This is a genomic window from Metapseudomonas otitidis (genome assembly GCF_900111835.1).
In the GTDB taxonomy this organism is placed as follows: Bacteria; Pseudomonadota; Gammaproteobacteria; order Pseudomonadales; family Pseudomonadaceae; genus Metapseudomonas; species Metapseudomonas otitidis.
In genome coordinates this window covers 12,879-39,322 of the sequence record NZ_FOJP01000032.1, presented here as the reverse complement: position 1 = coordinate 39,322, position 26,444 = coordinate 12,879, and the positions used below count along the sequence as shown (strand labels likewise).

Below are 26,444 nucleotides of genomic sequence, written 5' to 3'. Positions count from 1 at the left end.
CTTGCTCCTGGCGGATCGAATGGAGGCTCCTTGACTCCAGTCCTGCCGACCATGCTTGCGTAACCACACCAGCACCGTCGAACGGCCCTGGATGCCGTAGCGAGCCTGAGCCTCCTTGTAGCTCATTTCGCCTTTTTCGACTTGATCGACGACTGCCAGTTTAAAAGCCTGCGTGTAATCACGCTGACTGCGACGGATACCTTCTGCCATCGGGGTTCTCCTGAAATAAGGGCGAAGGTGTAAACCTTATTCAGGACGGGACACCCCAATGAAAAAGGCCGCATCAGCGGCCTTTTTCATGGACGTGTCTTTGTCGGGCGTGGCTCAAGGTCGGGTGCCCAGCTTGTTAGCGAGTTCTGCTGGTGTTTTTGGTTTCGCCCTCCCGGGCGAGTCCCTTTTCCAGTCGCTGGATCGCCAGCCCGGTGAAAAGGAACCAAAAAACTTGCCCCTGCATCCGGCCCGACTACGTCGGGTTCCCTCACTTCGTCGCCGCTCCAGGGGCCGCGCTGACGGGCCATCCCTGGCCCGACAGCGCTCTCGCGACATCCATGTCGCTCAACCCCTTTCACGACGACTGCGTTCGGCCTTCTGAAGGGGCGTTGTCCCCGCCCCACCTTCCGAGCGGCAGACATAAAGAGTGCGCACTGAGCTTGGGGTTGGATCAGTAAGCCGTGTAGCGCTCCTCCACCTGGCGCCGCTGCAGCGTGTATTCCTTCAGGTCGATCTCATTGCCCGCCAGTTTCGCGTCCAGCTCGTCCAGCGCCTTCTTGCGCTGCCGTTCGATGTGGGTACGGGTGGCCTGGTAGTTGATGGAGCGCGACGCCTCGTAGCCGCTCACCGGGTCCCAGAGGATCGACAGCGGCCACAGCAGCAGGTTGACCACCCCGAAGCCGTACTCCCGCCCGTAGAACGACCCGCCGCCCGGCAGCAGGCCCAAACCCGCGCCCAGGCCCGGGTTCTTTTCCTGCACCGCCATGCCGCGGGCTTCGTAGTGGTCCAGCTCGGCCTTCTGCACCGAGTTCAGGCCGGTGGCGCAACCGGTGGTGAGGGCGAGGGCCAGGGTGGCGATGGCAAAACGTACACGCACGGCTTGTTCCTTCTTGTTGGAGTTTGGAGACCCGCAAGCGCGGGGCCGCGAGGCTAGCACGGGGTCCTGGGGCACCCGGGCGTAGGGCCTTGAAGGAAATTTCCGAGGATCAGGCGTGTATCGACGGGCCCTTGGAGGGCGGCCGAACCAGCCGCCGCCAGAAAGCAAAAAGGCCGCACAAGGCGGCCTCTTTTCCCGGCAACGCGGCTTACTTGACGTTGGCCACCTTGCCCTTCAGGGCAACGCCCGCCATCAGCGCACCGGCGTGGCACTCGTACTTGGCGCTGTCCTTGTACTCCTTGTTCTTGTAGTTGCTGGCGATGTCGACCACCGCGTTGGCACCGGCGGACTTGGCCGCGTTCTGCAGGCGGATCAGCGCCGATTGCAGGGCCCAGCGGCAGGCTTCCTCGTCGGTCTTGTTGAAGGCGTTGGTCTTCTGGCTGGTGGTCACGTTCGGGTTGATCACCGTCACCTGGCCCGCCGGGGTGTTGCCCGCCAGGTAGAACTTCACGGTGCCGTCCAGGCGGCCGGCCTGCACGGCCTCGGCGACCACGGAGTTGAAGTCGAGGAAGTGTGTCGTGTCGCGGGCTTGGCTGATGCCCGGCAGCAGGGTGGCGGTGAGCAGGGCTACGGCGGTCCAGGTCTTGCGTTGCATGGTCGTCTCCTTGACGGCTTTGGGGTCATTGTCCGGCGATCGCTGCGCGGGTCTGGATCTCGCGCAGGATGGTGTTGCTGAGGTTGTTCACCCAGCGGTTGTAGTTGCGGTGGATCTCGCCGTTCTCGTAGTTCAGCCCGCTGCTGTTGCGGTACTGGATATCGAAGTCCAGGGGGCTGTAGGCGATGGCGATCTCCGCGCGATGACGGTTGCGCACATTGATGCTGGCGCTGATCTCGGTCGGCGTGACGCGGGTCGGCGTCCAGTCGCGGGCCTGCAGCGCCGCGAGGATGGCCGCCTGCATCTGCGACTGGCTCACGTTCAGGCTCGGCGGCACCGGCTCGTGGGGGTTCAGGACCGGGCGCTGTGTGCTGCAGCCGGTGGCCAGGGCCAGGGCCAGGGCCAGCGCGAGGACGGCGAGGGGACGTGTTCCTTGCATCGTGGGGCTCCGTGTCAGCGCCAGCGACGGAAGATCAACGAGGTGTTGACCCCGCCGAAGGCGAAGTTGTTGTTCATCACGTACTCGTTGCTCATCTGGCGCGGGCCGTCGCGCAGGTAGTCCAGCTCGCCGCAGGCCGGGTCCACCGCGTCCAGGTTGAGGGTGTGGATGTACTGGTCGCGGTTCATCATCTCGATGCTGAACCAGGACTCCAGCGCGCCGCAGGCACCCAGCGTGTGGCCGAGGAAGCTCTTCTGCGAGCTGATGGGCATCTGCGCGCCGAACAGGCTGCTGGTGGCCAGGGTCTCCGCCACGTCGCCCTGCTCGGTGGCGGTGCCGTGGCCGTTCACGTAGCCGATGGCCGAAGGCGGCAGGCCCGCGTCCTGTAAGGCCAGCTCCATCGCCCCGCGCATGGTCGCCTGCTCCGGCTTGGTGGTGTGCTGGCCATCGGCGTTGCAGCCGAAGCCGACGATCTCGGCGTGGATCCGCGCGCCACGGGCCAGGGCATGCTCCAGCTCCTCCAGCACCAGGATGCCGGCGCCCTCGCCGATCACCAGGCCGTCGCGGCCGGTGTCGTAGGGGCGCGGCGAGGTGTGCGGCGCATCATTCTTCAGGCTGGTGGCGTAGAGCGCATCGAACACCATCGCCTCGGTGGGGCAGAGCTCCTCCGCACCGCCGGCCAGCATCATCGGCAGGCGGCCGAACTTGATCGCCTCGTAGGCGTAGCCGATGCCCTGGCTGCCGCTGGTGCAGGCGCTGGAGGTGGGGATCAGCCGGCCCTTGAGGCCGAAGAAGATGCTGATATTGGCCGCCGCCGTGTGCGGCATCATGCGCACGTAGGAGTTGGCGTTGAGGCCGTCGGCCACCGAGTTCAGCAGCATGTTGCCGAAGGCCTTGATCTCCTCGGTGCTGCCGGTGGACGACCCGCAGGCCACGCCCATGCGCCCGTCACGGATGCGCTCGTCGCCCGCCAGCCCGGCATCCGCCAGGGCCCGCTCGGCGGCGTAGACCGACAGCTTCGAGACCCGCCCCATGCTGCGCATCTGCTTGCGGGTCCAGTGCGACGGCGTGGTGAAGCCGTCGATGGGCCCGGCCAGGCGGGTGTTCAGCTCGGCGAAGCGGTCCCACTCGTCCATCCGGCGGATGCCGCTGCGGTTGGCCGTGAAATGGCTCCAGATACTGTCCCAGTCGTCGCCCAGGGAGGTGATGCCGGCCATGCCGGTGACCACTACACGTTTCATCAGCACAGCCCACCGTTCACAGCGAGGACCTGCCGGGTGATGTAGCCGGCCTCCTCGGACATCAGGAAATTCACCGCACCGGCCACTTCTTCCGGCGTGCCCATGCGCTGGGCCGGGATCATCTTGAGGATCTCCTCCACCGGCACCCGCTCATCGAGGATCTCGGTGTCGATCAGCCCCGGCGCTACGCAGTTGACCGTGATGCGGCGCTTGGCCAGCTCGATGGCCAGCGCCTTGGCGGCACCGATCACCCCGGCCTTGGAGGCGCTGTAGTTGACCTGCCCGCGGTTCCCCACCAGCCCCGACACCGAGGTGATGCAGACGATGCGCCCCGGCTTGCGGCGACGGATCATCGGCATGCTCAGCGGGTGCAGCACGTTGTAGAAGCCGTCCAGGTTGGTGCGCAGCACACTGTCCCAGTCCTCGTCGGTCAGCGCCGGGAAGGCGCCGTCGCGGGTCAGGCCGGCGTTGCACACCACCCCGTAGTAGGCGCCGTGGGCCTCCACGTCGGCCTCCAGCTGCTCGCGGCAGGCGGCGCGGTCGGAGACGTCGAACTGCAGCACCCGGGCGCTGCGGCCCAGGGCTTCGATCTCGGCCTTCACCGCCTCGGCCTCGTCGCGGCGCGAGCGGCAATGCAGCACCAGGTCGTAGCCCGAGCGCGCCAGGCGCAGAGCGATGGCGCGGCCGATGCCGCGGCTGGAGCCGGTGACCAGGATGGTCTCGGTCATGCTTGGGATTCCTCCAGGTAGCTCGCCACCTGCGGCGGACGGAAGACGTTGAGGCGGGCGAAGGCCTCGATGCCCGGCCCGGTCAGGCGGCATTCGAAGACGCCCATGCCGCTGTCGTCCTGCAGGGAGCGGGTAGCGGTGATGTGCAGGTCCACGCCGGCCGGGAAGCGGTCGACGTTGCATTGATAAAGGCGGGTGCCGAGCAGAAAGCCCAGCTCCACCGGCTGCCCCGCCTGGCGGGCCTGGCAGCCGGCATAGGCGGCGATGCTCTGGGCCATCAGTTCCACGCCGACCCAGGCCGGCAGGCTGCCGTCGTCCTGGGTGAACAACCCCGGGCGCACGGTCAGGCGGGTTTCCACGTCCTCGTCGCCGAAGCGCAGGACCTGGTCGATCAGGATCATGTCCCCGGCATGGGGGACCAGTTCGGCTATCGGCCAATCGCTCATGGCGCGTCTCCGAGAATCAGGCTGATGTTGCTGCCGCCGAAGGCGAAGGAGTTGCTCATCAGGCGGCGCGGGCGCTGGGTGGGCAGGCGCGAGGTCCCGTCCACCAGGCGCAGGGCCGGCAGCTCGGGGTCGGGCTCGCCGTCCCAGCGGTGGGGCGGCAGGCGGTGCTCCGGGTTCCATGGGCTCAGGGCCAGCCAGCAGAAGGCCGCCTCCAGGGCCCCGGCGGCGCCCAGGGTGTGGCCGGTCAGCGGCTTGGTGGACGAAGCCGGCACGCCCTCGGGGAACACCGCCGTGGTGGCCAGGCTCTCCATCGCATCGTTGTGCTGGGTGGCCGTGCCGTGCAGGTTCAGGTAGTCGATCGCCGACGGCTCCAGCCCGGCATCGGCCAGGGCCTGGCGCATCGCGCGCTGGGCCCCCAGGCCGCTGGGCTCGGGGGCGGAGATGTGGTGCGCATCGGAGCCGGCACCCGCGCCCAGCAGGGCGATGCCGCCGACGTCGCGTTCCATCAGGAACAGCGCCGCGCCCTCGCCGATGTTGATGCCCCGGCGGTTGCGCGAGAGCGGGTTGCACAGGCTGTCGGAGACCGCCTCCAGCGCGGCGAAGCCGTTCAGGGTCAGCCCGCACAGCGAGTCCACCCCGCCGCACACCACCGCATCGCACACCCCCAGCTGCAGCAGGCGGCGCGCGCTGAGCAGGGCCCGGGCGCTGGAGGTGCAGGCGGTGGAAATGCAGTAGGCCGGGCCGGCGCTGCCCAGCCAGGCCGCCAGGAAGGCCGCTGGCGCCACCAGCTCCTGCTGGGCGTAGCGGTAGTCCGCCGGCAGGGCGCCGGTGCGCAGCTGCTCACCGATGCCCAGGCTGGCTTCCTGGATGCCCGAGGTGCTGGTGCCCAGCACCACCCCCACCCGTGCCGCGCCATGGCGGGCCACGGCGGCGCGCAGTTCCGGCTCGATCTCCAGGGCGGCGGCCAGCAGCAGGCGGTTGTTGCGGCTGTCGCAGGCGGCCAGCTCGGCCGGCAGCGCCGGCAGTTCGGCGTCCACCGCGCCGAGGGTCAGGGTGCGCTCGGGCACCCAGTCGGCGTGGGGGCGCATGCCGGCGGTGTCGCCGGCCAGGAGGTTGCGGGCCACGGCGGCCTTGCCCTGGCCCAGGGCACAGACCAGGCCCAGTGCGTTGAGGGATGCGGTCATCGAGGCTCCTCGCCCGTCAGCGGGCTGATGCGGTAATGCGGTCCTTCGCGGCGTTGCAGGTCGAACTGCAGGGGCGTGCGGTAGGCCACCCGCCAGCGGCCATCCAGCTCGCGGCTGCCGTCGGCGCCCACCTGCTGGGGGATGCCGGCGTAGACGCGGGGCAGCGCCTCGGAAGGCACCAGCGCGTAGAGCAGCGCGGCGAACAGCTCGCGGGCTTCGGGGTTGGGCGGCAGCAGGCCGTCGTTGTGCCAGGCGCCGGCCTCCAGGCGCTGGCGCGCCAGGGGCACGCCCAGCGGGTCGAACAGCGACCAGCGCAGCACGCCGCCCTCGTCCTGCACCACCAGCAGCCAGTCGCGCTGCTCGCCCTGGGCCTCCCGTGCCACGTGCAGCGACAGCGGCAGCCCCAGCGGCGGCACGCGCGCCGGCACCGGGGTGGTCCCGGCACAGGCGGCCAGCAGCAGGCAGGCCAGCAGGGTCAGCGCGCGCCAGGTCATGCTGCCGGTGCCTCCAGGGGCTTGCGGGCCACCAGGTTCACCAGCGTCTCGTTGCGCTGCCCGGGCGGGGGCGGCGTGCGCAGGCCCCAGCGCTCCAGCAGGCCGAAGTCGCTGGAGCGGCTCCACCACAGGTACGGGTAGGAGACGTTGCGCGGCTCGAACACGAAGCCCTGGCCGCGCACCATCGCCTCGTACTCGGCGGCGGTGCGCTGCACGTGCATCGGGTGGCGGAACAGCCAGCGGATCACCCAGGTGTCGATGTAGTAGCGCGTGGACTCGGCGAACAGCAGGTAGCCGCCCGGCTTCAGCACCCGCCAGAACTCCGCCAGGGCGCGCTCCTGTTCCACCAGGTGGTGGAAGGTCTGGTGGCAGAACAGCAGGTCCACGCTGGCGTCCGGCAGCTGCAGTGCGGCGCAGTCGCTGGCCAGCAGCTCCACCGCCAGCCCCTGGCGCTCGGCTTCGGCGCGGGCGCAGTCGAGGCTGTGCGGGTCGGCGTCCAGGCCGATCATCCGCGACGGCGCGAAGGCGTCCGCCAGCAGGCGGAAGGACTTGCCCTGGCCGCAGCCGGCGTCCAGCAGCACCGGCGCCTCCGGCAGCGGCGCGTGGAACAGGCCCTTGAGGTCGTTGATCGCCACCCGCAGCACGTGGTGCTCCCAGGTGTGGCTCTGCAGGAACCAGAAGCCGAAGCGGGTTTCCTCGACGTAGGTGGCGGCGGCACGCTGCATGCTCATGCCCTCACTGCGCCGCGCACAGTTCGCTGATCATCCGCAGCCGGCGCTTGGGCTCGGCGACGAAGGGGTTGCGGGTGTCCCAGGCGTAGCCGGCGAGGATCGAGCAGATCATCCCGCGGATCTCCGGCGAGCCGCCCTGGTAGAAGATCACGTCCTGGAAGGTGCCCTCGTACCAGCCCTCCACATAGGCGCGGAAGGCGTCCACGCCCTTCTTCAGCGGCGTGGCGAAGTCGCTTTCCCAGTCCACTGGCTCGCCGTTCAACTGACGGTCCAGCAGGTTCGCCGCCATGCTCGACGAGCGCATGGCGATGGTCACGCCGGAGGAGAACACCGGGTCGAGGAACTCGGCCGCATTGCCCAGCAGGGCGAAGCCCGGGCCGTGCAGGGTCTTCACGTTGGCCGAGTAGCCACCCAGGGCGCGGGCCGGGGTGTCCCACACGGCATTGGCCAGCAGGCGGCGCAGGTTCGGCGTCTCGGCGACGAAGGCCTTCAGGCAGGCGTCCAGGTCCTCCGGGCGGTTGGCGTAGTGGCTGCTTTCACCCACCACGCCCAGGGAGCAGCGGCCGTTGCTGAAGGGGATCAGCCAGAACCACACGTCGCGGTACTCGGGGTGGATGGTGATGAGAATCTTCTCGCGGTCGAAGGCCGGGTCGTCGATGCGGTCCTCGATGTGGGTGAACACCGCCTGGCGCACCGGGAAGCTGGACGGCGCCTCCAGGTCCAGCAGGCGCGGCAGCACCCGGCCGTAGCCGCTGCCGTCGAGCACGAAGGCGGTTTCCACCTGGTACTGGCTGCCGTCCAGGCGCTGCACCGTCAGGCGCGGGCAGTCGCGGGAGAAGTCGGCGGCGATGATCTCCTCCTCGTAGCGGATCTCCACGCCCTGGCGTGCCGCCTCATCGGCCAGCAACTGGTCGAAGGGCGCCCGCTGCACCTGGAAGGTGCTGCCCTTGCCGGGGGTGAATTTCTCCCGGAAGTCGAAGTCGGTGTAGCGCTCGCCCCAGGCGAAGGCCGCGCCGTGCTTGACCTGGAAGCCGGCGGCCATGACCGCGTCGAGCATCCCCGCTTCCTCGACGAAGTCCAGGCAGTGGGACAGCAGGCTCTCGCCGATGGAGAAGCGCGGGAAGCGCTGGCGCTCGAGGATCAGCACGTCGTGGCCCTTGCGCTTGAGCAGGGCGGCGGCGATGGCGCCGGAGGGGCCGGCACCGATCACCACCACCTGGCGTTGCTGGACTTCAATGGACTTCATGGGGACTCCTTTCCGAAACGGTAGAGGGAACGGCCCGGGCGCGTTGGGTCAGGGCCGGCAACAGGGTGGCGATCAGTCCCATCAGCATCAGCGCGAAGTACAGCTGCGCGCTGATGATCTGCTGCTGGAACAGGAGGTTGAGGAAGACGATCTCGGTCAGCCCGCGGGTATTGAGCAGCACGCTCTGGCGCCATTTCGCCGGGCTCGCGGCCAGGCGGCCCTCGGCCCAGGACAGCCCCAGCCAGTTGCCCGCCAGCTTGCTCAGCACCGGCAGCACCAGCAGCGCACTGAACTGCACCCAGGAATAGCCCTGCCAGGCCGTGTGCCAGTCGATCTGCAACAGGCCGTAGGCGAGGATCAGCGGCACCGCCAGCCACACCTGCAGGGCATGGAACACCGCCACCGGCAGCGGCAGGCGGAAGGGCACGCGCAGCGCCGCCATCACCAGCAGGTAGGCGATGCCGAACACCAGGGCATTGAGCTTGAGCTGTTGCAGGGTCAGCAGCAGGGCGAAGAAGGCCAGGCTGTAGACCAGCGGCGCACGCACCCGCACCAGGTGCAGTGCCAGCGGCAGCAGCGCGGCCAGCAACGGCCAGAGCAGGGTGGTGGGCGCGGCGCTGCCCTGGGCCAGGCCGAACAGGCACCAGCACATCAGGTCCATCAGGATCGCCGCCTGCAGCAGGCGGCGGATGGTCGGCTCCGGGTAGCCCAGGTGGCGCAGGTAGAGGAACAGCACCGGGATCGCGGTGAGGGCGAACAGCAGCCCCACCGCCACGTTCGACAGCAGGCTCGCCGCCGGCAACAGCCAGGTGGCGCAGGCCAGGCCGCAGAAGAACGGCACGAAGAAGCTCGGCAGCGCGATCTTCACGCTGGCCGCCTCCAGGCGCAGGTCGATCACATCGCTGAGGATGTGCCCCAGCAGCAGGGTGAAGGCCACCCCGTACAGCGGCTTGAGCCAGGGCGCGGCGAGCACCTGGGCGTTGTCCAGGCCCACCGGCGCGGCCAGCCAGAGCATCACCAGGGGCAGGCCGAAGCTGGCCAGCAGCAACTGGCTGACGATGGGGATCAGCCCCAGCAGGCGACCCACCCGGGTGAACAGGGCGAACAGCCCCAGCAGGCCGATCCAGAACAGCACCAGGGTCATGCCGGCAGCTCCTGGCCGTGGGGCACGTCCGCCTGGGCCCAGGGCGCCAGCAGGAAGCAGAAGAACAGCCCGAGGCTGATGGTCAGGCCGAAATTGGCGATGGCCGGGGTCTGGCTCAGCAGCAGCAGGCCGAACGACAGCCAACTGGTCAGGCCCGACAGCAGCGTGCCCAGCAGGCTCACCGCCGCACCACCCACCGCCTCGCGCATGAGGATCGCGTAGTCCACGCCTATGGCCGTCACCAGCAGCAGCCCGAACAGGCTGAACAGCGTCAGCGGCTGGCCCAGCCAGCCGAGGCAGGCCAGGGACGCCAGCGCCGCCAGCAGCGGCAGCGCCACCACCCGCAGCGCGCCGCCGAGGCCGAAGGGCAGGCACAGCAACAGCAGGATCACCGCACAGGAGGCCAGCTTCAGCTCGGCCGCGCTGACCTGGGTGGCGGCGAACAACCGGTTCAGCTCACCGATGCGGTCCACCGCCTGCACGCCCTCCAGCCCGGCCGCGGCCTGCTCCAGCAGCGCCGGGGAGGCCGCGCCTTGCAGGCTGACGATGCCGGCCACCCGGCCCTGGGCATCCCGCCCCAGCCAGAGCGGCCGCCAGGCCTCGCCCAGGGGGCCGGCCAGGGCCGCCTCCAGGGGCAGCGGCGGGGTGTTCAGCAGGCGCGCGCGCTCGGCCTCCAGGGCGTCCAGCGGCAGGCCCAGGTCCAGCAGCGGCTGCCAGTGGGCGGGCAGGGCCTCCAGGGCCTGGTGCAGGGCCGCCAGGCGGCTGGGCGGTGCCGCCAGCTGGCTGAGGGCGCGGTAGCCCTGCAACTGGCCGTCGGCCACCGCCCGGTCCAGGCGCTCGGTGAGGGCGGCCTGGCGTTCCAGCAACTGGGCCTCGTCGGCGGCGCGCACCAGGAAGAACTGGCTGGTGGGCTGCAGGCCGGTGAGGCGGGCGATCTCGCGGGCTTCGTCCAGCAGCTGCGGCTCGGCGCCGAGCCACTGGCGCAGGTCGTTCTGCGGGCGCACCTGCCACACCCCGGCGGCGCAGAAGGCCAGCAGGGCCAGCAGCCAGGGCAGGCTGCCGGTGCGCGCCAGCAGCGCCGTGCGGCGGGCCAGCAGGCCCTCGGCCAGGCGCAGCGGCGCCGTCGGTGGGGCCAGGCGCAGGCCGCCGAGCAGGGCCGGCAGCAGGCACACCGAGCAGAGGTAGGCGGCCACCAGCCCGGCGGCGGAGAACACCGCGATCTGGGTCAGCGCCGGGAAGGGGGTGAAGGCCAGGGCCAGGTAGCCCACCAGGTTGGTGCCCAGGCTCAGGCTGAGGCCGGGCAGGGTGGCGCGCACCGCATCCCAGGCACGCCAGCGCGGGTCGCTCCAGCCCTTGCTGAGGTAGTGCAGCGGGTAGTCGGCGGCGACCCCGGTGAGGCTGGCGCCGAGCACCAGGGTCAGCGCGTTGATCTCGCCGAACACCAGCACGCAGGCGGTGCAGCCCGCGCCCAGGGCCAGGGCCACCGGCAGCAGGCTGAGCAGGGTGCGCGGGCGGCGGAACACCACCAGCATCAGCAACAGCGTGCCGAGGCTGGCGCCGCCGCCGATCAGCGCGATCTCGCGGCTGGCCTTGGCCTGGCCGGCGGCCGCGTGCAGCAGCCCGCTGGCGGCCAGCAGCCGGCCACCCTCGGCTTCCACCTGCTGGCGGGCCTGGGCCACCTGCCCGGCCAGCCAGGGCGGGGTCTGCATGTCGAAGGCGCCGTCACGGGTGCGCAGCCGCAGCAGCGCCCAGGTGGTGTCGCCGTCCTTCACCAGCAGCGCGCCGCTGGCCAGGTCGGCCCGCACCCGCCCGGCGGGCACCAGGGCCTGCTGGCCGAGGCCGGCCAGGCCCAGCCAGTCGTCCTCGGTGGCCACCAGGCCGGTGCTGGCGAAGGGGTCGAAGAGGCGTTCGGCGCGGGCGGCGACGAAGGCCTCCGGTTGCCGTTCCAGGCGCGTGCGGTCCGCTGCGCCGAGCAGCGCCAGGCGGCTGTCCAGCAGTTGCCGGCGCACGGCCGGCAGGTCGGCCTCCAGGCTCCACTGGGCACGCTCGATGTGCGGGTCGTTCTGCCAGCCCTGGCCCAGGCGCCGGGCCAGGTCGATGGCGCGCGCCGCGTCGGGGTGGCCCACCAGCAGCAGGACTTCGCGGTTGAGCGGCTCCTGCATGCGCTGCTCGGCCTGGCGCACCAGCGCATCCCCGGCGCCCTGGGGCAGCAGCGCGAGCATGTCGGCGGCCACCGGCGGGCCGTTGCGCCACTGCCAGGCGGCCAGCGCCAGCAGGCCCGCCAGGGCCAGCAGGAACAGGCGCGGCAGCAGGCGCTCAGCGCGCAAGGTCGGCGGCCTCGTCGGCGGTCAGGGTGTCGGCGGCCTGGCTGGCCGGCAGGCGCAGCAGGGTGCGGTCGCCCTGGGTTTCCACCAGCTCGATGCGCTCCACCAGGGCGCCCCCCTCGATGCGGATGGCGCTGAAGATCTGTTGCAGCAGCAGGGCGCGCGGCGCCAGGTGCAGGGTCCAGTGCTGGCTGTCGCCCTCCAGCGTCAGCGCGAAGTCACGCTCCAGGCCGCTGCGGTCGCCCTTGAGCACGGCGAGGAACAGCCGGCTCTGCTGGGCGGCGACGTCCTGGCCGGGCTGGGCCTGCCACTGGCCGTCCACGCGCCGGGCGATGCCCTGGTCGCTGATGCGGTAGTCCTGGCGCAGGGGCTTTTCCAGGCGCCAGAGCAGGCCGCCTTCGCGGGCCAGGGTGAACTGGCCGGTGCTGGTCAGGGGTTGCGGCAGGGCGCGCAGGTGCTTCTCCTGCACGAAGGGCCCGCGCACCACCGCCGGGGCGGCGAGGCGCTGGGCCAGCTGGTCGAGGTCGAAGGCCTGGGCAAGGCCGCTGGCCAGCAGCGCCGGCACCAGCAGCAGGGCCCGCAGCCAGGGCGCGCGGATCATGGCAGGGCGCGCTCCACGGCATCGGTGAACACCTTGGGCGAGGCCAGCTGCATCTCGCGGCTGGCGATCTCCACCGCCACCTGCACGCTGCTGGCGCGGGTCATGCGTTCGCCGGTCTCGGCGTCGGTGATCAGGTAGTTGATCTTCAGGCGGTTCTCCCACTCCACCAGGTCCGCCCGCACGCGGATGCGCTGGCCGAAGCGCGCGCCGCGCACGTAGCGCAGCTGCAGGTCGATGATCGGCCAGGCGTAGCCGGCGTCGCGCATGTGCCCGTAGTTGTGGCCGATGCGGTCCAGCAGGGCGCAGCGGGCCACCTCCAGGTACTTCACGTAGTGGCCGTGCCAGACCACTTCCATCATGTCCACGTCGAAGAACGGCACGAGGATCTCCACCTCGGCCTGGATCACCCCGGCGCTACGCATAGAGCCTCCAGTGGCGGGCGCGGATGCGCTCCAGGCACAGGCGCAGTTCGCCTTCCAGGGCGCGGTCCTCGATCACCGGCGGGAAGTCCCCGGCCAGTTGGCGGTGCATGGCGGCCAGGGGCGCGGGCAGGTCACGCTCGCCGGCGCGCTGGCGCAGCCATACGCCCTGGTTGGCGGCCAGCAGGGTGGCGGCGGCCACCTGCTCGGTCAGTTCCAGGCTGCGCAGGGCGTCGCGGGCGGCGATGGTGCCCATGCTCACCTTGTCCTGGTTGTGGCATTCGGTGGAGCGCGAGAAGACGCTGGCCGGCAGCGTGTTCTTCAGCGCCTCGGCGGTCCAGGCGCTGGCGCCGATCTGCACGGCCTTGAAGCCGTGGTTGATCATCGCCGTGGCCTGGGGCGCGCCGGAGAGGTTGCTCGGCAGGCCGTGGTTGTAGCGCACGTCCACCAGCAGGGCGAGCTGGCGGTCGAGCAGGTCGGCGACGTTGCCCACTAGGTTCTTCAGGCTGTCCATGGCGAAGGCGATGTGGCCGCCGTAGAAGTGCCCGCCATGCAGCACGCGCTCGGCCTCGGCGTCGATCAGCGGGTTGTCGTTGGCGCTGTTCAGCTCGGTTTCGATGAACTGCCGCAGCAGGCCCAGGCTGTCGGCCAGTACGCCCAGCACATGGGGCGCGCAGCGCAGCGAGTAGCGGTCCTGCAGGCGGTGCAGCGGCGCGGTCGGCGCGTCGATGGCCAGGTCCTGGCGCAGCCAGGCGGCCACCTGCATCTGCCCCGGGTGCGGCTTGGCGGCGAACAGGCGCTCGTCGAAGTGCTCGGGGTTGCCCTCCAGTGCCACCACGTTGAGCGCGGTGATGCGGGTGGCCAGTTGCAGCAGGTAGTCGGCACGGGCGTAGGCCAGGCAGGCCAGGGCGGTCATCACGGCGGTGCCGTTCATCAGCGCCAGGGCTTCCTTGGGACGCAGCACCAAGGGCTCCCAGCCCAACTCGGCGTGCACCTCGGCGGCGCTGCGGCGCTGGCCCTGGTAGACCACCTCGCGCTGGCCGGAGAGGGTGGCGGCCACGTAGGACAGCGGGGTGAGGTCGCCGCTGGCGCCCACCGAGCCTTCCTCCGGGATCACCGGCAGTACGTCGTGTTCGAGGAACGCCTGCAGGCGCTCCAGCAGCTCCACGCGCACGCCGGAAACCCCGTGGCACAGCGACTGCAGGCGCGCCGCCAGCACCGCGCGGGTGGCGGCCTCGTCCAGCACCTTGCCCAGGCCGCAGCCGTGGAAGGTGAACAGGTGGCGCGGCAGGGCTTCCACCTGCTCCAGCGGCACGGCCACCACGCAGGAGTCGCCGTAGCCGGTGGTGACGCCGTAGATCACGCCTTCCTTGTCCAGCAGGGTGTCGAGGAAGCGCGCGCCCTTGGCGATGCGCTCGCGCCAGGCGGCGTCGCCCTGCAGCAGGGCGGGGGCGCGGCGCTGGGACAGGGCCACGACGTGCTCGATGGACAGCGGCTGTTCGCCGAACACCACCGGTTCAGGCTGTTGTGTCGTCATGTTCGTTCCAGAACGGATAGAAGTTGAACCATTGCAGCGGTGCCAGCAGGCACAGCTCGCCCAGGCGTTGGGCATAGCGGGCCACCCAGGCCTCGATCACCGCGTCACGCTCGCCCCGGCGCCACTGCACCTGCTCGGCGAAGGGTTCGAGGTGGACCTGGTAGCGCCCGCCGATCTTCAGGCAGGTCATCAGGTTGAGCGGGCACTTGAGCAGCCCGGCCAGCAGCCAGGGCCCCTGGGGGAAGGCCGCGGGGCGACCGAGGAAGTCGACCCGGACGTTGCGACCGCCGTGCAGCGGCACGCGGTCGCCGGCAATCGCCAGCCACTCGCCGCGCTCCAGGCGTTCGCTCAATTGGAGCATGACCGCCGGGTCCAGCTCGCTGACCTGGATCAGCCGCAGGTGCGTGGCCCCGGCTTCGCCCAGCAGGCGGTTGAACTGTTCGGCATGGCGGGTGTGCACCAGCACGTTCATGGTCACCTGCTCGCTCAGCTCGGCCAGCGCGCGGCACACCTCCAGGTTGCCCAGGTGGGCGCCCACCAGCATCTGCCCGCGTGTGCTGCGCATGTGCTGGTGCAGGCCGCTGGGGTCGTGCAGGTCCACCTGGTCCAGGCCGATGCGCCCGCCCCAGATGTCCAGCTTGTCCAGGAGGGCATCGGCGAAGGCCATGAACTGGGCGAACACCGAGCCGAGGCTGGGCGCCAGTTCCGGGCGGCCGCTCCAGTCGGCCAGGCGCTGCTGGTAGTGGCGCGCCGCGCGGCGGGCCTTGCCGCCGAAGAGGAAGAAGTACAGGACGATCAGGTGCAGCAGCGGGCTGAGCACCCGCCGCCCGAGGCGCCGCGCGATCAGCGCGGTGAACTTCATCAGCAGGAAGCTGCCGCGCTCGCGCTGGTCGGCCCAGTGCTCGCGGCTCATCCCCGGCACCTGCGCCAGAGGATCAGCGGCGCGCGCAGCAACATGCCGAAGAACAGCTTGGCGTGCATCTTCGAGATCAGCGCGTTGTCGTGGAACAGGCGGAAGTGCGAGAGCCCGTCCAGCGGGTAGTGCACCTTGGTCGGCAGCCAGTGCATGGGCTGGTTGCGCCAGGCCAGGCGCACGAGGACCTCCGGGTCGAAGTCCATGCGCTTGCCGAGGCGGGTGGTTTCGGTGAGTGCCAGGGTCGGGGCCAGGGGGTAGACGCGGAAGCCGCACATGCCGTCGCGGATCGACAGCGACAGGCTGTTGATCCACACCCAGACGTGGGTCAGGTAGCGGGCGTAGAGGCGGCTCTTGGGCACGCTTTCGTCGTACTGCGGGTAGCCGCAGATCAGCTCGCCCGGGCGGGCCTGGGCGGCGGCGAGGAAGCGCTGCACGTCGGCGAGGTCGTGCTGGCCGTCGGCGTCCACCTGCAGGGCGTGGGAGAAGCCCAGCCGGCCGGCTTCGCGCAGGCCGGCCATGACGGCGCCGCCCTTGCCCTGGTTGACGGCCAGGCGCACCAGGTGGACGTCGGGCTGGGTGGCCAGCTGGTCCATCACCTGGGCGCAGGCGGGGCTGGAGGCGTCGTCCACCAGTACGCAGGGCAGGCCGTGCTGGCGCAGGGCGTCGACCACCAGGGGCAGGGCGTGCTCGTGGTTGTAGACGGGGATGACGGCGCAGGGCTTGAACGGGTTCATGTCGGCATCGGGTGGTGCGGGTTGGGTTCAGCGCCCGGTTCGTGGGCGAGTGTGCGTCGAGTCTCTGTTTCGCCTTGCCGGGCGAGTCCCTTTTCCAATCGCTGGGTCGCCAGCCCGGTGAAAAGGAATCCAAAAACTTGCCCCTGCATCCGGCCCCGGCTGCGCCGGGGTGCCCTCGCTCCCATCGTTGCGCCGGGAGCCCGGCGCGACAGGCGATCCACGGCCTGACACGCCTCTCGCGCAACGCCTGCATTCGGACCCCTGAAGGGGCGTTTGCCCCGCCCACCTTCTGAGCAGGGCACGAGCAGGTGTTCGCCGATCCAGAGCGGCAGGTTCATATCCACGGTTGAGAAGGCAGCGCTGGTGTTACGCATGGTCGGCCACCAACAGGATGCGCCCGGAGGAGCAGGCGGCTTCGCCGTTGCGGAAGGCGAAGTAGAGCTTGCCCTTGTCGGTGTCGAAGCGCAGGGACAGGTGCAGGCGGTCGCCGGGACGGACCAGTTGCTGGAACTTGAGGACTTCCATGCCGGCGAAGCGCGGGGGCAGGGCCATGACCTGGCGGGCGAGGTGCTGGGCCCAGTCGATCTGCACCACGCCGGGCAGCACGGGGGTGGCGGTGAAGTGGCCGGAGAAGTGGGCGAGGTCCAGGGGCACTTCCAGCTCCAGGCGCCATTCGCCGTCCTGTTCGTGGGCGCTGAGGGGTTCGACGCGGGTCGGGCGCGGGGCCTTGAGCTGGGCGTCCACCTGCACCTGGGGCAGTTTGCCCTGGCTGCTCCACGGCAGTTGCCGCACCAGGCGCCAGCGGCGCGGCAGTGCGATGGCTTCGCAGTGGCCGGCCAGGTGCTTGCGCAGGGTTTCGGTCAGGGCGCGGCGGCCTCCGTTGCGCAGGGCGTGCAGGCCCTGGGGCGAGAGGGCGACCAGGGCGCCGAGGAAGGCGCGGTTTTCCTGCACCACGCCCAGGCGCGCTTCGCCGACGAAGGGGTGCTCGCCGAGGGCCTGTTCCAGCATGGGCAGGGAGATGCGTTTCTCTTCCAGCTTGACGATGCGGTCGAGGCGCCCGAGCAGTTCGAAGCGGCCGTCGGCGTCGATGCGCACGGCGTCGGCGGTCTGCTCGCGGTGCCCCTCGGGCAGGTAGGGCGAGGTGAGGTGCAGGGCGCCGTCGGCGTCCTGGCCGACCGCCACGCCGGCGAAGGGCGCCCAGCGGCTGCCGCCCTGGCGCCAGGCGATGCCGCCGGTTTCGGAGCTGCCGTAGATTTCCGTCGGCCACTGGCCGAGGCGCTGCTGCAGGGCCTCGGCGGCGTCCGCCGGCAGCGCGCCGCCGGAGGAGAACACCCGGCGCACGGCGGCCAGGGCGGGCCAGTCGAGGTTGTCGCCCATGCGTTTGAGCAGGGCGGGGCTGGCCACCCAGGCGAAGCCGGCGGGCGCGGCGGCGAGGCTGGCGCGCTGGAGGTCTTCGGCGAAGGGCTGGGCGCGGCGCACGAAGGGGCGGCCGGCGGACAGCGGCCAGAGCACGCGGAACAGCAGGCCGTAGATGTGCTGGGCGGAGACGCTGGCGACCAGGGTGGCGCCGGCGAGGTCGGCGCCCCAGAGCGCTTCCAGGGCCTCTACTTCGTTGCCCAGCTGGCGCAGGGTCTTGCCGATCAGCTTGGGTTCGCCACTGGAGCCGGAGGTGCACAGGGTCAGCCGGCAGTGCTCGGGGTCGAGGGCGGCGGCGTGCAGGGCCGGGCCGTCGAGGCCGTCGAGGCTGTCGAGCCAGAGGTCGCAGCCGTCGGCCAGGCGCCGGCGGGTCTCGGGCTGGGCGTCGGCCGGCAGCAGCACGTCGACGCCGGCACGCCAGGCGCCGAACAGGGCGATGGCCAGGTCTGCGCCGTCTTCCAGGTACAGGGCCACGCGCTGGGTGCCGCGTGCCTGCAGGGCACCGGCCAGGGTCAGGGCACGCTGGGCGAAGCCGGCGTGGTCAAGGGCGGGGTCGAGTGCCACCGGGCGCCCGGGGTGGGCGTCGAGCAGCAGCTCCTGTGGGACGATCCAGGTCACGCGAATCTCCGTACACGCTGGCGCACCAGCCATTCCCCGGCGAACAGCAGCCCCATCAGCAGGTAGGCGATGAGGCCGGTATAGAGCGTCCACCAGGCCAGCGGCGCCCACAGGGTGAGGGCGGCCGCTACCAGGCCGTTGAGCAGGAAGAACAGGGTCCACACCGCCGTCACGCGGCGGGTGTAGCGCACGGCCACCTCGGGCAGCTCGGGCTCGCGCAGGCGGGCCAGGCGTTCCACCACGGGCATGCCGTGCAGCAGGCTGGCCCCGAACAGGCCGAGCAGCACGGCGCTCATCAGCACCGGGTACCAGCGCAGCAGGTCGGCCTGGTTGGCCAGCCCCAGCAGCAGGCAGAAGCCCAGGGCGGCGAAGGCCGTCAGGCGGCTGCCGGGGCGCTGTGCGCTGCCCAGGCTGCGGGCCAGCCAGAGGCCACCGAGCAGCAGGGCGAACAGGCGCGGCGAGAGGTGCTCCATGCCGTAGTACACGGCGAAGGGGTAGCCCAGCCCGGCCAGCACCAGCAGCAGCCCGACGAGCCGGCTCATTCGGCGGGGTTCACCAGGCGGTGCACGGCCTCGACCACGTCGCCCACGGTGCGCACGGCCTTGAATTCCTCGGCGGCGATCTTGCGCCCGGTCTGGCGCTTGATGTGGTCGATCAGGTCGACGGCGTCGATGCTGTCGATCTCCAGGTCTTCGTAGAGGTTGGCCTCCAGGGTGACGCGCTCGGGCTCCAGCTCGAAGAGCTCGACCAGGGCGTCGCGCAGGGTGGCGAAGATCTCATCACGGTTTTGCATCGCGGCCCCCTCAGGCGGCTTTCTGTGCCGACACGAAGGCCGCGAGGCTGGCCACGTTGGCAAAGTGTTTGCGGGTGTCCTTGGCTTCGGCGTCGATCTTGATGCCGAAGCGTTTCTGGATGGCCAGGCCCAGTTCCAGGGCGTCCACCGAGTCCAGGCCGAGGCCTTCGCCGAACAGGGTCTGCTCGTCGCCGATGTCTTGCGGGCCGATGTCTTCGAGGCCGAGGGCCTCGATGATCAGGTTCTTGATCTCAAGTTGCAGAGCGCTCATCCAGGCCGAGCTCCTTCATGAAATGGTGGTGGAGATGGTCGTTGAGGCGGCGCGAGGCGATCGGCGCCGGCCCCTGGTCGGCGAAGGCCTTGGGATCGATGTCCTGGCCGACGCGCAGATGGAAGTGGAAGCGCCGCGACGGGATGCTGTACCAGGGCTCGGCCTTGGTCAGGGTGGTGGGCGTCACACTGATGGTCACCGGGGTGACGATGCGTGCGCCGCGCAGGGCGATGGCGGCGGCGCCCCGGTGGAACTGCGGGGCCTGCCCCGGCGTGGTGCGGGTGCCTTCGGGGAAGACGATCAGGGTCTGGCCTTCCTCCAGCACGCGGGCGGCTTCGTCGAGCATGTCCATGCTGCCGCTGTTGCTGATGTACTGGGCGGCGCGGATCGGGCCGCGCATGCAGGGGTTGTCCCAGAGGCTCTGCTTGACCACGCAGTTGGCGTCGCGGATCAGGCCGATGAGCACCACCACGTCGATCAGCGAGGGGTGGTTGGCGATGACCATCTGCCCGGGGCGGCCCAGGCGTTCGGCGCCTTCCACTTCATAGGTGAGCACGCCGCTGCGGTGCATGAACTGCACGAACAGCCAGAACAGCCGGCTGGTGGTGGCGCGGGCGCGGCGGCGGTGGTCGGTGGCGTCGCCCGGCAGCAGCGAGAGCAGGGGGAACACGAGGATGCGCAGCAGCACCCCGCCGATGCCGAACAGGGTGAAGGACAGCGCGGTGGCGATCAGGCGCCACCAGTAGGGCGCGTCGGGACGCTCGACGCTGGCCGGGGTGAGGAAGCGCTCCGGTGCGTTCATCGGGCACCTGCCGTGCGGGCGGTGGGGAGCGGGGCGCAGGGGCTCAGGGTCGGTTGCGTTGCCAGGTCCATGTACGGCTCTTCCAATGATGCTGAATACGTGGCAGGTCCAGGTGCAGGGCCCGCAGCAGGCCCAGGGCATGGGGCCAGGCGGCGGGGGTGGCCTCCGCCGGGGCGGGGGCCAGGGTCAGCGACCAGTCGTGGCCGGGCACCAGGCGCAGGGCCAGGGCGTAGGCGAACGGCACGTCGTCGACCAGGGGGTGGTAGAGGTCCGGCGGGCTCTCTTCGGTGATCACCAGCAGCACCGCCGGTGCGCCGTCGGCCAGCAGGCCGGCCGCTTCCAGCAGGGCGTGTTCCAGGCCGTCGCCTTCGGCGGCCACGGCGGTCATCTCGCTGGTGTCGCCCCGCAGGATCGACCACTGGCCGATGACCGCGTTGTGCACCGAGAGGCTGAACTGGGTGGGCGAGAGCGGCTCGCCGCGCGCCAGGTCCTGCAGCAGCGCGAGGGTGCGGGGCGTTTCCCCGTGCCGCGAGGCGAACACCATGGGCACCTGCTCGCCGTCGCTCACCAGGGGCCAGGCGACGCTCATGGCCATGCGTGCCAGGCGCGACAGGCGGCGGCGTTGCATGGCCGGGAGGAAGGCGACATCGGGCTGGGCATCGACAAGATCGGGCAGGAAGGGCTCTGCGCACCAGGTACGCCAGGCGTCCACGGTTTCCAGGCCTGGGGCCCAGGCACGCCATTGTTCGATGCTGAAGTGAGTCACGCTGAAAGAGCTCTTTTCGGCCCCTGTCGGGCGTCCATGTCGACTGGCAATCGCTGACGGCAGAAGCCCGGTCGATGACGCCATAGCAAAGCGCCACATTATTTCAGTCCTACGGACCTATCTGCAAATTGCTGACACAAAATTCGGATGTAAGGCACAACTTCTGACGGGTGTGGAAAAGTCCTGCGCGTCCCTCGCCCTTGTCATGGGCTTTGCATAGAATCCGGGGTCTATTCCAAGGGACAGGGGGTGTGAGATGCGGCGAGTGGTGTTCAACCAGAAGGGCGGCGTGGGCAAGTCCAGCATCGCCTGCAACCTGGCAGCGGTGAGTGCGGCGGAGGGCTATCGCACCCTGCTGATCGACCTGGACGCCCAGGCCAACTCCACCCACTACCTGACCGGCCTCACCGGGGAGGACATCCCCATCGGCATTGCCGACTTCTTCAAGCAGACGCTGGCCTCCAGCCCCTTCACCCGCAAGGGCAAGGTGGACATCTACGAGACGCCCTTCGACAACCTCCACGTGGTGACCGCCACCGCCGAGCTGGCGGACCTGCAGCCCAAGCTGGAGGCCAAGCACAAGATCAACAAGCTGCGCAAACTGCTGGACGAGCTGGCCGAGGACTACGACCGCATCTACCTGGATACGCCGCCGGCACTGAATTTCTATACGGTTTCGGCGCTGATCGCGGCGGATCGCGTGTTGATTCCCTTCGATTGCGACAGCTTCTCGCGCAATGCCCTCTACGGCCTGCTGGCCGAGATCGAGGAGCTGAAGGAAGACCACAACGAGGACCTGGAGGTGGAGGGCATCGTGGTCAACCAGTTCCAGCCCCGCGCCACGCTGCCCCAGCAGCTGCTGGACGAGCTGGTCGCCGAGGGCCTGCCGGTGCTGCCGGTGAACCTGATGAGTTCGGTGAAGATGCGCGAGTCCCACCAGGTGTGCACGCCGCTGATCCACCTGGACCGCAGCCACAAGCTGACCCAGCAGTTCGTCGAACTGCACGACCTGCTGGACGCCTGACCTCCCACCGGGGCGCGTTGCGCGCCCCGTCTCCCCTTACTTGACGATCAGCACGTCGCACGGCGGGCGCTGCAGCAGGTGCAGCGCCTGGCTGCCGAGCAGGGCCTGGGCGACCATGCTGCGGCTGTGGCTGCCGAGGGCGACGAACTGCGGCTTGGCGGCGGCGATGCGCTCGTCCAGGGCGTGGGGCAGGGCGCCCTGGGTCACCTGCAGGTCGATGCTGGGGGTGTCCTTGACGTGGCCCAGCTCATCGGCCAGCAGGCGCTCCAGCAGGCCGCGCTGGGTGCCGACGTAGTCCCCGGCGGTGCCGGCCTTGGCCAGCAGGCGCCCGGTCAGCTCCATCACGTTCACCGCCGTCAGGCGGCCTTCCGCGCCCAGCAGCGAGCAGGCGGCGCGCAGCGCGTCGCAGGCGCACAGGGAGAAGTCCAGGGCCACCACGCCGCTGCGGTAGGGCTCGGGCTTCTCGCCCACCACCAGCAGCACGGGGATGGCCACGTGGCGGGTGACGCGCTCCAGGGTGGTGCCGATGAACAGTTCCGGTGCGTTGTGGTGGTGGTTGCCGATCACCAGCAGGTCGGCGCCGCTTTCCTCCACCTCTTCGAGAATCTGCAGGGCCGGCCGGCCTTTGCGCAGCAGCACCTGGGCGTCCAGGGCGCCGAGTTGTTCCAGGCGTTGCTGGAACAGCTTCTGGGCGCCGTCGCGCAGGTTCTCCTGCAGGGTGCTGGGCAGGTGGTCTTCAAGGACGTGCAGCAGTGTCAGGCGCGCGCCGTAGCCATGGGCCAGGGCGACGGCGCGCTGCAGGGCGAGGTCGGATTCGCGGCTCAGGTCGTGGGTGATGAGGATGTGCTTGAACATGGTGGCGGGAACCTCCTGTAAGGGCCTGTCGAGAAACTACCTGCGTTGTCATCGCGGCGTTGAAAGCAGGCTCAAACTGCTCATTTACACTGCGTAAACTGCGCGTTTTCGCCTGCTTTCGCCTTGCGCTGACTGCCTCGTCTACGTTTTCGGGGACGAGATTGGCGCTGCCGGAGTTAAAGCAGGGCGCCCACCGGGGCGCTCAGGCGAAGAGGCGCCACTGTGAGGCATGGCGCCGCGCGGCAATTTGATCCACGGCAAGGGCCCCGCGCGGTCAGTGGGCGCGCAGCTGGTACAGCCCCCGGCTCTTGGCCACCACTTCGCCGCTGGCGTCCACCAGGTCCAGCTCCAGCAGGTACTCGGCCTTGCCGGTCTCGCTGGCCTCGGCCTGGATGCGGGCGATTTCATCAGCGCCGAGTCGCGCCTCCACGGTGATGTCGCCGGTGGCGGGGCGGCGGAAGCGCAGGTTCATCTCCTTGACGATGGGGTAGAAGCGCCGGGTGTCGAAGCTGGTGAGGAACAGCGCGCCGCCGGGCACCTCGGCCAGGGTGAAGAGGGCGCCGGCATAGAGGGTGCCGATGTGGTTCTGGTTGCCGGCCAGCGGGGCCATCAGCTTCACGTAGCCCGGTTCCAGGGTCAGGGCCTTGAGGCCCATGCGGCTGACGAAGGCGATCTTGTCTTCGGTGAAGTGGCGGGCCATCTCTTCGTTGAATTGCATGACGAACTCCGGCTGGACGAATGCCTGGAGCCTAGTCGCTCATGCCCACCGGGCAATGACCGGCGCGGCCAGCGGGGGTGACCGAAACGCTCAGGGGAATGGGCTTCAACCGGGGCGATGGGCGGCGTATGCCGGATGCTCGGGCGCAGGCTCCCGGACTGAAGTCCGGGCTACGGCTCAGTGGCATGGGCTTCTACCGGGGCGATGGGCTTCGCCGAGCTCAGCCCATCCTACGAAGGTCGGTGCATGGCGAATGCCTTGGGTGCGGGTTCCCGGACTGAAGTCCGGGCTACGGGCTCAGTGGCATGGGCTTCTACCGGGGCGATGGGCTTCGCCGAGCTCAACCCATCCTACGAAGGCCGGTGCATGGCGAATGCCTTGGGCGTGGGTTCCCGGACTGAAGTCCGGGCTACGGCTTGGCAGGGCGCTCCGTAGGATGGGCTGAGCTGTGCGAAGCCCATCATTGCCGGCGTGCGCGTGGGCATCAGCCATTTCCCACGCGCTAACTGCCTTGCTGCTTCTCTGAGGTGCCCATAGCCTCCGTCCCCGGCGCCTAAGAAACGCTTACCCACGTAGCGGCCTGACCGCTCCCGATAGCCAGCGGCTTTTTTGTGCTTGCGGCACACTCGCGCACGCTCAAAACCTCTGCTTTGTCGGGAGTGGGCTAATACAAGACCCGAAAGGGAAATACGCCCGGCCTTCTACGTGGGGTTTCTTAACTCCCGACGCCAACAGCCCTGAGAAAGCTGTCAGACCACGTAGAGGTAATGGACATGCCCGATTCCCCCCGTCACGACGACGAAATCCTTATTCCTTCCCTGTTCACCCGTCATCGCCGCCAGCTCCGTGCGCTGTTGCTGGACGACGAGCCCTGGTTCGTCCTCAACGACCTGGCGCGGCTGATCAACCGCGTGCCGCTCGACGAGCGTGCGCCGCGCAACCTGGACCCGGACCAGCTGCAGCCCGCCTGGGTGCGCGACAGCCGTGGCGAGTACCGGCGGGAGCTGCTGGTGAGCGACTGCGGGGTTTATGCGTTGCTGATCTTCTACTACCACCCGGAGAACAGCGGCATCCGTCGCTGGATCAGCCGTGAGGTGATCCCGCGCCTGCGCGAGGCCCAGCACCCGGACGGCCTGCGGCCTTACCGCGATGTGGTGCAGTGGCAGGCGTGCCCGCTGGAGGTGTTGCGCTGGCAGGGCAAGGCCTGGGTCCACCTGGGTGATTGCCCGGTCTTGCCCCAGGCCCGGCCCCGGGTCATCGGCTGACCGACAGGCGCGCAACCTGCGGGGCGGGCGATGCGCCCCGTAGCCCGGACTTCAGTCCGGGGCCTGCCGCACGCCTGAACACCCGCGATGATGGGCTTCGCACAGCTCAGCCCATCCTACGGGTGCCTAGGCGATCCCCTGGCTCTTCAGCCAGCCCAGCAGTTGCGGCAGGGGCAGGGCGCCGCTCTGGCGGGCGATTTCGACGCCGCCCTTGAACAGGATGAGCGTGGGGATGGAGCGGATGTTGAGCTGCCCGGCCAGTTGCCGGTTGGCTTCGCTGTCCAGCTTGCCCAGTCGGCAGCGGCCCTGGAGCTGGGTGGCGGCTTGCTGGTAGGTGGGGGCGAAGGCCTTGCAGGGGCCGCACCAGTCGGCCCAGACGTCCACCAGCAACGGCAGGTCGCCGCGCAGCTGCTTGGCGAAGGTGGCTTCGCTGAGGTCGAAGGGGCTGGCCGGCAGCACGGCGGCCTTGCAGTGGCCGCAGCGGGGCGAGTCGCCCAGGCGGTTGGCGGGGATGCGGTTGAGGCCGGCGCAGTGGGCGCAGGGAATCATCAGGGGGTCGGTCATGGTCGGCTCCGGATCAGGTTTCCCTGATCTGGAGCCGACCGGCCGAATATCAAGCCCGCGCGTCAGCCGCGCGATGCCTCCAGGGCCTGGCCGAGGTCGGCGAGGATGTCGTCGATGTGCTCGATGCCGATGGACAGACGGACCATGTCGCGCGGCACGCCGGCCTTCTCCAGCTCTTCGTCGTTGAGCTGGCGGTGGGTGGTGGAGGCCGGGTGGCAGGCCAGGGACTTGGCGTCGCCGATGTTCACCAGGCGCACCACCAGGTTGAGGGCGTCGATGAAGCGCGCGCCGGCTTCGGCGCCGCCGACGATGCCGAAGGAGAGGATCGCCGCCGGCTTGCCGCCGGTGTAGCGCTGGGCCAGTTCGTGCTCGGGGTGGTCCGGCAGGCCGGCGTATTTCACCCAGGCCACCTGCGGGTGGGCCTGGAGGAAGTGGGCGACCTTCAGCGCGTTCTCGGTGTGGCGCTCCATGCGCAGGGCCAGTGTTTCCAGGCCTTGGAGGATGAGGAAGGCGTTGAACGGCGACAGGGCGGCGCCCATGTTGCGCAGCGGCACCACGCGACAGCGGCCGATGAAGGCGGCGGGGCCGAAGGCTTCGGTGTAGGTCACGCCGTGGTAGGAGGCGTCCGGGGTGTTGAGCAGCGGGAAGCGTGCCTTGTGCTCGGCCCAGGGGAACTTCCCGGAGTCGACGACGATGCCGCCGATGCTGTTGCCGTGGCCGCCGATGTACTTGGTCAGCGAGTGCACGACGATGTCGGCGCCGTGCTCGAAGGGGCGGCAGAGGATGGGCGTGGCGACGGTGTTGTCGACGATCAGCGGTACGCCGTGGCGGTGGGCGGCGGCGGCCAGGGCGGCGAGGTCGATGATGTTGCCGGCCGGGTTGCCGATGGATTCGCAGAACACGGCCTTGGTGCGCTCGTCGATCAGCGCTTCCAGGGCGGCGATGTCGTCATGGGCGGCGAAGCGCACCTGGATGCCGGAGCGCGGCAGGGTGTGGGCGAACAGGTTGTAGGTGCCGCCGTAGAGCTTGGCCACCGAGACAATGTTGTCGCCGGCCTCGGCGACGGTCTGGATGGCGTAGGTGATGGCGGCCATGCCGGAGGCCACGGCCAGGGCGCCGACGCCGCCTTCCAGCGCGGCGACGCGCTTCTCCAGCACGTCGTTGGTGGGGTTCATGATGCGGGTGTAGATGTTGCCGGCGACCTTGAGGTCGAACAGGTCGGCGCCGTGCTGGGTGTCGTCGAAGGCGTAGGAGGTGGTCTGGTAGATCGGCACGGCCACGGCCTTGGTGGTCGGGTCGGGGCTGTAGCCGGCGTGGATGGCAAGGGTTTCCGGTTTCATTGGGCCTGCGTTCCTTCAGGGTGCGATGGAGGTGCGCAGCATGGAAAACGCCGGGGCCCCGGGTCAATGACCTGAGGCAATCGGAT

30 protein-coding genes are annotated in these 26,444 nt (G+C 69.9%); 2 read left to right on the top strand and 28 right to left on the bottom strand.

The window, feature by feature from the left end; all coding sequences use genetic code 11:
- The 24 genes from BM198_RS28245 to BM198_RS28130 all read right to left on the bottom strand — a co-directional run.
- A partial coding sequence (locus BM198_RS28245) for a helix-turn-helix domain-containing protein (RefSeq protein ID WP_139233727.1) occupies window positions 1-210 on the bottom strand: 210 nt, incomplete at its 3' end.
- A 451-nt stretch (window positions 211-661) separates the two neighbouring features.
- Window positions 662-1,087 carry a hypothetical protein gene (locus BM198_RS28240; protein WP_044406755.1) on the bottom strand — a complete coding sequence of 142 codons (426 nt, stop codon included), beginning with the start codon at window positions 1,085-1,087 and terminating at the stop codon, window positions 662-664.
- A gap of 208 nt (window positions 1,088-1,295) precedes the next feature.
- A complete protein-coding gene (locus BM198_RS28235) occupies window positions 1,296-1,742 on the bottom strand; it encodes an excinuclease (RefSeq protein ID WP_044406758.1) in 447 nt (148 codons plus the stop codon).
- A gap of 25 nt (window positions 1,743-1,767) precedes the next feature.
- Complete coding sequence (locus BM198_RS28230; protein ID WP_074974137.1) at window positions 1,768-2,181, bottom strand: hypothetical protein; 414 nt, start codon at window positions 2,179-2,181, stop codon at window positions 1,768-1,770.
- Window positions 2,182-2,195: 14 nt separating this feature from the next.
- Window positions 2,196-3,422, bottom strand: a complete 1,227-nt coding sequence (locus tag BM198_RS28225) for a beta-ketoacyl-ACP synthase (protein ID WP_044406764.1) — start codon at window positions 3,420-3,422, stop codon at window positions 2,196-2,198.
- Complete coding sequence (fabG, locus tag BM198_RS28220; protein WP_044406767.1) at window positions 3,422-4,150, bottom strand: 3-oxoacyl-ACP reductase FabG; 729 nt, start codon at window positions 4,148-4,150, stop codon at window positions 3,422-3,424. Before fabG ends, BM198_RS28225 begins: the two co-directional genes overlap by 1 nt.
- On the bottom strand, window positions 4,147-4,596 hold the full coding sequence (locus BM198_RS28215; protein ID WP_074974135.1) for a hotdog family protein: 450 nt from the start codon (window positions 4,594-4,596) through the stop codon (window positions 4,147-4,149). Before BM198_RS28215 ends, fabG begins: the two co-directional genes overlap by 4 nt.
- Window positions 4,593-5,780 carry a beta-ketoacyl-[acyl-carrier-protein] synthase family protein gene (locus BM198_RS28210; protein ID WP_074974133.1) on the bottom strand — a complete coding sequence of 396 codons (1,188 nt, stop codon included), beginning with the start codon at window positions 5,778-5,780 and terminating at the stop codon, window positions 4,593-4,595. The genes BM198_RS28215 and BM198_RS28210 overlap by 4 nt, the downstream gene beginning before the upstream one ends.
- Complete coding sequence (locus tag BM198_RS28205; RefSeq protein WP_044406773.1) at window positions 5,777-6,274, bottom strand: hypothetical protein; 498 nt, start codon at window positions 6,272-6,274, stop codon at window positions 5,777-5,779. Before BM198_RS28205 ends, BM198_RS28210 begins: the two co-directional genes overlap by 4 nt.
- Entirely contained in the window at window positions 6,271-7,005 is a 735-nt protein-coding gene (locus BM198_RS28200) for a class I SAM-dependent methyltransferase (RefSeq protein ID WP_074974131.1), read from the bottom strand. The genes BM198_RS28205 and BM198_RS28200 overlap by 4 nt, the downstream gene beginning before the upstream one ends.
- A 4-nt stretch (window positions 7,006-7,009) precedes the next feature.
- A complete protein-coding gene (locus BM198_RS28195; RefSeq protein ID WP_074974129.1) occupies window positions 7,010-8,251 on the bottom strand; it encodes an NAD(P)/FAD-dependent oxidoreductase in 1,242 nt (413 codons plus the stop codon).
- Window positions 8,238-9,395, bottom strand: a complete 1,158-nt coding sequence (locus BM198_RS28190; RefSeq protein WP_074974127.1) for a cation:proton antiporter — start codon at window positions 9,393-9,395, stop codon at window positions 8,238-8,240. The genes BM198_RS28195 and BM198_RS28190 overlap by 14 nt, the downstream gene beginning before the upstream one ends.
- The gene (locus BM198_RS28185) at window positions 9,392-11,722 is read right to left on the bottom strand and encodes an MMPL family transporter (protein ID WP_074974125.1); all 2,331 of its coding nucleotides are present in this window, start codon (window positions 11,720-11,722) and stop codon (window positions 9,392-9,394) included. Before BM198_RS28185 ends, BM198_RS28190 begins: the two co-directional genes overlap by 4 nt.
- Complete coding sequence (locus tag BM198_RS28180; protein ID WP_074974123.1) at window positions 11,712-12,320, bottom strand: outer membrane lipoprotein carrier protein LolA; 609 nt, start codon at window positions 12,318-12,320, stop codon at window positions 11,712-11,714. Before BM198_RS28180 ends, BM198_RS28185 begins: the two co-directional genes overlap by 11 nt.
- Window positions 12,317-12,742: an acyl-CoA thioesterase gene (locus BM198_RS28175; protein ID WP_044406790.1), complete on the bottom strand. Its 426-nt coding sequence runs from the start codon at window positions 12,740-12,742 to the stop codon at window positions 12,317-12,319. The genes BM198_RS28180 and BM198_RS28175 overlap by 4 nt, the downstream gene beginning before the upstream one ends.
- Window positions 12,735-14,276 carry an HAL/PAL/TAL family ammonia-lyase gene (locus tag BM198_RS28170; RefSeq protein WP_074974122.1) on the bottom strand — a complete coding sequence of 514 codons (1,542 nt, stop codon included), beginning with the start codon at window positions 14,274-14,276 and terminating at the stop codon, window positions 12,735-12,737. Before BM198_RS28170 ends, BM198_RS28175 begins: the two co-directional genes overlap by 8 nt.
- Window positions 14,257-15,189 (bottom strand): LpxL/LpxP family acyltransferase, encoded by a 933-nt coding sequence (locus BM198_RS28165; protein ID WP_074974121.1) that lies wholly within the window; start codon window positions 15,187-15,189, stop codon window positions 14,257-14,259. The genes BM198_RS28170 and BM198_RS28165 overlap by 20 nt, the downstream gene beginning before the upstream one ends.
- A complete protein-coding gene (locus BM198_RS28160) occupies window positions 15,186-15,926 on the bottom strand; it encodes a glycosyltransferase family 2 protein (protein WP_074974120.1) in 741 nt (246 codons plus the stop codon). Before BM198_RS28160 ends, BM198_RS28165 begins: the two co-directional genes overlap by 4 nt.
- Window positions 15,927-16,292: 366 nt before the next feature.
- Window positions 16,293-17,960 carry an acyl-CoA synthetase family protein gene (locus BM198_RS28155; RefSeq protein WP_074974118.1) on the bottom strand — a complete coding sequence of 556 codons (1,668 nt, stop codon included), beginning with the start codon at window positions 17,958-17,960 and terminating at the stop codon, window positions 16,293-16,295.
- Entirely contained in the window at window positions 17,957-18,502 is a 546-nt protein-coding gene (locus BM198_RS28150) for a COG4648 family protein (protein WP_044406804.1), read from the bottom strand. The genes BM198_RS28155 and BM198_RS28150 overlap by 4 nt, the downstream gene beginning before the upstream one ends.
- Complete coding sequence (locus BM198_RS28145) at window positions 18,499-18,753, bottom strand: acyl carrier protein (RefSeq protein WP_074974116.1); 255 nt, start codon at window positions 18,751-18,753, stop codon at window positions 18,499-18,501. Before BM198_RS28145 ends, BM198_RS28150 begins: the two co-directional genes overlap by 4 nt.
- 10 nt (window positions 18,754-18,763) lie before the next feature.
- Window positions 18,764-19,024: a phosphopantetheine-binding protein gene (locus BM198_RS28140; protein WP_044406810.1), complete on the bottom strand. Its 261-nt coding sequence runs from the start codon at window positions 19,022-19,024 to the stop codon at window positions 18,764-18,766.
- On the bottom strand, window positions 19,005-19,826 hold the full coding sequence (locus BM198_RS28135) for a lysophospholipid acyltransferase family protein (protein WP_164707400.1): 822 nt from the start codon (window positions 19,824-19,826) through the stop codon (window positions 19,005-19,007). Before BM198_RS28135 ends, BM198_RS28140 begins: the two co-directional genes overlap by 20 nt.
- 43 nt (window positions 19,827-19,869) lie before the next feature.
- On the bottom strand, window positions 19,870-20,592 hold the full coding sequence (locus tag BM198_RS28130) for a beta-ketoacyl synthase chain length factor (protein WP_074974115.1): 723 nt from the start codon (window positions 20,590-20,592) through the stop codon (window positions 19,870-19,872).
- A gap of 256 nt (window positions 20,593-20,848) precedes the next feature.
- Between BM198_RS28130 and BM198_RS28125 the strand changes: the two genes are divergently transcribed.
- Window positions 20,849-21,616, top strand: a complete 768-nt coding sequence (locus BM198_RS28125) for a ParA family protein (RefSeq protein WP_044400610.1) — start codon at window positions 20,849-20,851, stop codon at window positions 21,614-21,616.
- A gap of 36 nt (window positions 21,617-21,652) precedes the next feature.
- Here BM198_RS28125 and BM198_RS28120 read toward each other — a convergent pair whose 3' ends face one another.
- Together BM198_RS28120 and BM198_RS28115 are read right to left on the bottom strand one after the other, a co-directional pair.
- Entirely contained in the window at window positions 21,653-22,471 is an 819-nt protein-coding gene (locus BM198_RS28120) for a universal stress protein (protein WP_044400613.1), read from the bottom strand.
- Window positions 22,472-22,745: 274 nt separating this feature from the next.
- Window positions 22,746-23,189: a YiiD C-terminal domain-containing protein gene (locus BM198_RS28115; protein WP_044400616.1), complete on the bottom strand. Its 444-nt coding sequence runs from the start codon at window positions 23,187-23,189 to the stop codon at window positions 22,746-22,748.
- Between the two features lie 773 nt (window positions 23,190-23,962).
- Here BM198_RS28115 and BM198_RS28110 point away from each other — a divergent pair.
- Window positions 23,963-24,454, top strand: a complete 492-nt coding sequence (locus tag BM198_RS28110; RefSeq protein ID WP_244165748.1) for a BRO-N domain-containing protein — start codon at window positions 23,963-23,965, stop codon at window positions 24,452-24,454.
- Between the two features lie 126 nt (window positions 24,455-24,580).
- On the opposite strand, the gene trxC is transcribed toward BM198_RS28110, so the two are convergent.
- Window positions 24,581-25,018 (bottom strand): thioredoxin TrxC, encoded by a 438-nt coding sequence (trxC, locus tag BM198_RS28105; RefSeq protein ID WP_074974111.1) that lies wholly within the window; start codon window positions 25,016-25,018, stop codon window positions 24,581-24,583.
- 62 nt (window positions 25,019-25,080) lie between these two features.
- Window positions 25,081-26,358: a bifunctional O-acetylhomoserine aminocarboxypropyltransferase/cysteine synthase gene (locus BM198_RS28100; RefSeq protein ID WP_074974109.1), complete on the bottom strand. Its 1,278-nt coding sequence runs from the start codon at window positions 26,356-26,358 to the stop codon at window positions 25,081-25,083.
- Window positions 26,359-26,444: the final 86 nt, after the last annotated feature.

Bases quoted from the DNA above. Each gene is read 5' to 3' on its own strand.
- BM198_RS28230 (WP_074974137.1), bottom strand. From the start codon at position 2,181: ATGCAAGGAACACGTCCCCTCGCCGTCCTCGCGCTGGCCCTGGCCCTG.
- BM198_RS28150 (WP_044406804.1), bottom strand. From the start codon at position 18,502: ATGAGCCGGCTCGTCGGGCTGCTGCTGGTGCTGGCCGGGCTGGGCTAC.
- BM198_RS28145 (WP_074974116.1), bottom strand. From the start codon at position 18,753: ATGCAAAACCGTGATGAGATCTTCGCCACCCTGCGCGACGCCCTGGTC.
- BM198_RS28125 (WP_044400610.1), top strand. From the start codon at position 20,849: ATGCGGCGAGTGGTGTTCAACCAGAAGGGCGGCGTGGGCAAGTCCAGC.
- BM198_RS28110 (WP_244165748.1), top strand. From the start codon at position 23,963: ATGCCCGATTCCCCCCGTCACGACGACGAAATCCTTATTCCTTCCCTG.
- BM198_RS28200 (WP_074974131.1), bottom strand. From the start codon at position 7,005: ATGAGCATGCAGCGTGCCGCCGCCACCTACGTCGAGGAAACCCGCTTC.
- BM198_RS28140 (WP_044406810.1), bottom strand. From the start codon at position 19,024: ATGAGCGCTCTGCAACTTGAGATCAAGAACCTGATCATCGAGGCCCTC.
- BM198_RS28160 (WP_074974120.1), bottom strand. From the start codon at position 15,926: ATGAACCCGTTCAAGCCCTGCGCCGTCATCCCCGTCTACAACCACGAG.
- trxC (WP_074974111.1), bottom strand. From the start codon at position 25,018: ATGACCGACCCCCTGATGATTCCCTGCGCCCACTGCGCCGGCCTCAAC.
- BM198_RS28235 (WP_044406758.1), bottom strand. From the start codon at position 1,742: ATGCAACGCAAGACCTGGACCGCCGTAGCCCTGCTCACCGCCACCCTG.
- BM198_RS28100 (WP_074974109.1), bottom strand. From the start codon at position 26,358: ATGAAACCGGAAACCCTTGCCATCCACGCCGGCTACAGCCCCGACCCG.
- BM198_RS28195 (WP_074974129.1), bottom strand. From the start codon at position 8,251: ATGAAGTCCATTGAAGTCCAGCAACGCCAGGTGGTGGTGATCGGTGCC.
- BM198_RS28190 (WP_074974127.1), bottom strand. From the start codon at position 9,395: ATGACCCTGGTGCTGTTCTGGATCGGCCTGCTGGGGCTGTTCGCCCTG.
- BM198_RS28210 (WP_074974133.1), bottom strand. From the start codon at position 5,780: ATGACCGCATCCCTCAACGCACTGGGCCTGGTCTGTGCCCTGGGCCAG.
- BM198_RS28180 (WP_074974123.1), bottom strand. From the start codon at position 12,320: ATGATCCGCGCGCCCTGGCTGCGGGCCCTGCTGCTGGTGCCGGCGCTG.
- BM198_RS28205 (WP_044406773.1), bottom strand. From the start codon at position 6,274: ATGACCTGGCGCGCGCTGACCCTGCTGGCCTGCCTGCTGCTGGCCGCC.
- BM198_RS28215 (WP_074974135.1), bottom strand. From the start codon at position 4,596: ATGAGCGATTGGCCGATAGCCGAACTGGTCCCCCATGCCGGGGACATG.
- BM198_RS28170 (WP_074974122.1), bottom strand. From the start codon at position 14,276: ATGACGACACAACAGCCTGAACCGGTGGTGTTCGGCGAACAGCCGCTG.
- BM198_RS28120 (WP_044400613.1), bottom strand. From the start codon at position 22,471: ATGTTCAAGCACATCCTCATCACCCACGACCTGAGCCGCGAATCCGAC.
- BM198_RS28165 (WP_074974121.1), bottom strand. From the start codon at position 15,189: ATGAGCCGCGAGCACTGGGCCGACCAGCGCGAGCGCGGCAGCTTCCTG.
- BM198_RS28225 (WP_044406764.1), bottom strand. From the start codon at position 3,422: ATGAAACGTGTAGTGGTCACCGGCATGGCCGGCATCACCTCCCTGGGC.
- BM198_RS28135 (WP_164707400.1), bottom strand. From the start codon at position 19,826: ATGAACGCACCGGAGCGCTTCCTCACCCCGGCCAGCGTCGAGCGTCCC.
- BM198_RS28115 (WP_044400616.1), bottom strand. From the start codon at position 23,189: ATGCAATTCAACGAAGAGATGGCCCGCCACTTCACCGAAGACAAGATC.
- fabG (WP_044406767.1), bottom strand. From the start codon at position 4,150: ATGACCGAGACCATCCTGGTCACCGGCTCCAGCCGCGGCATCGGCCGC.
- BM198_RS28175 (WP_044406790.1), bottom strand. From the start codon at position 12,742: ATGCGTAGCGCCGGGGTGATCCAGGCCGAGGTGGAGATCCTCGTGCCG.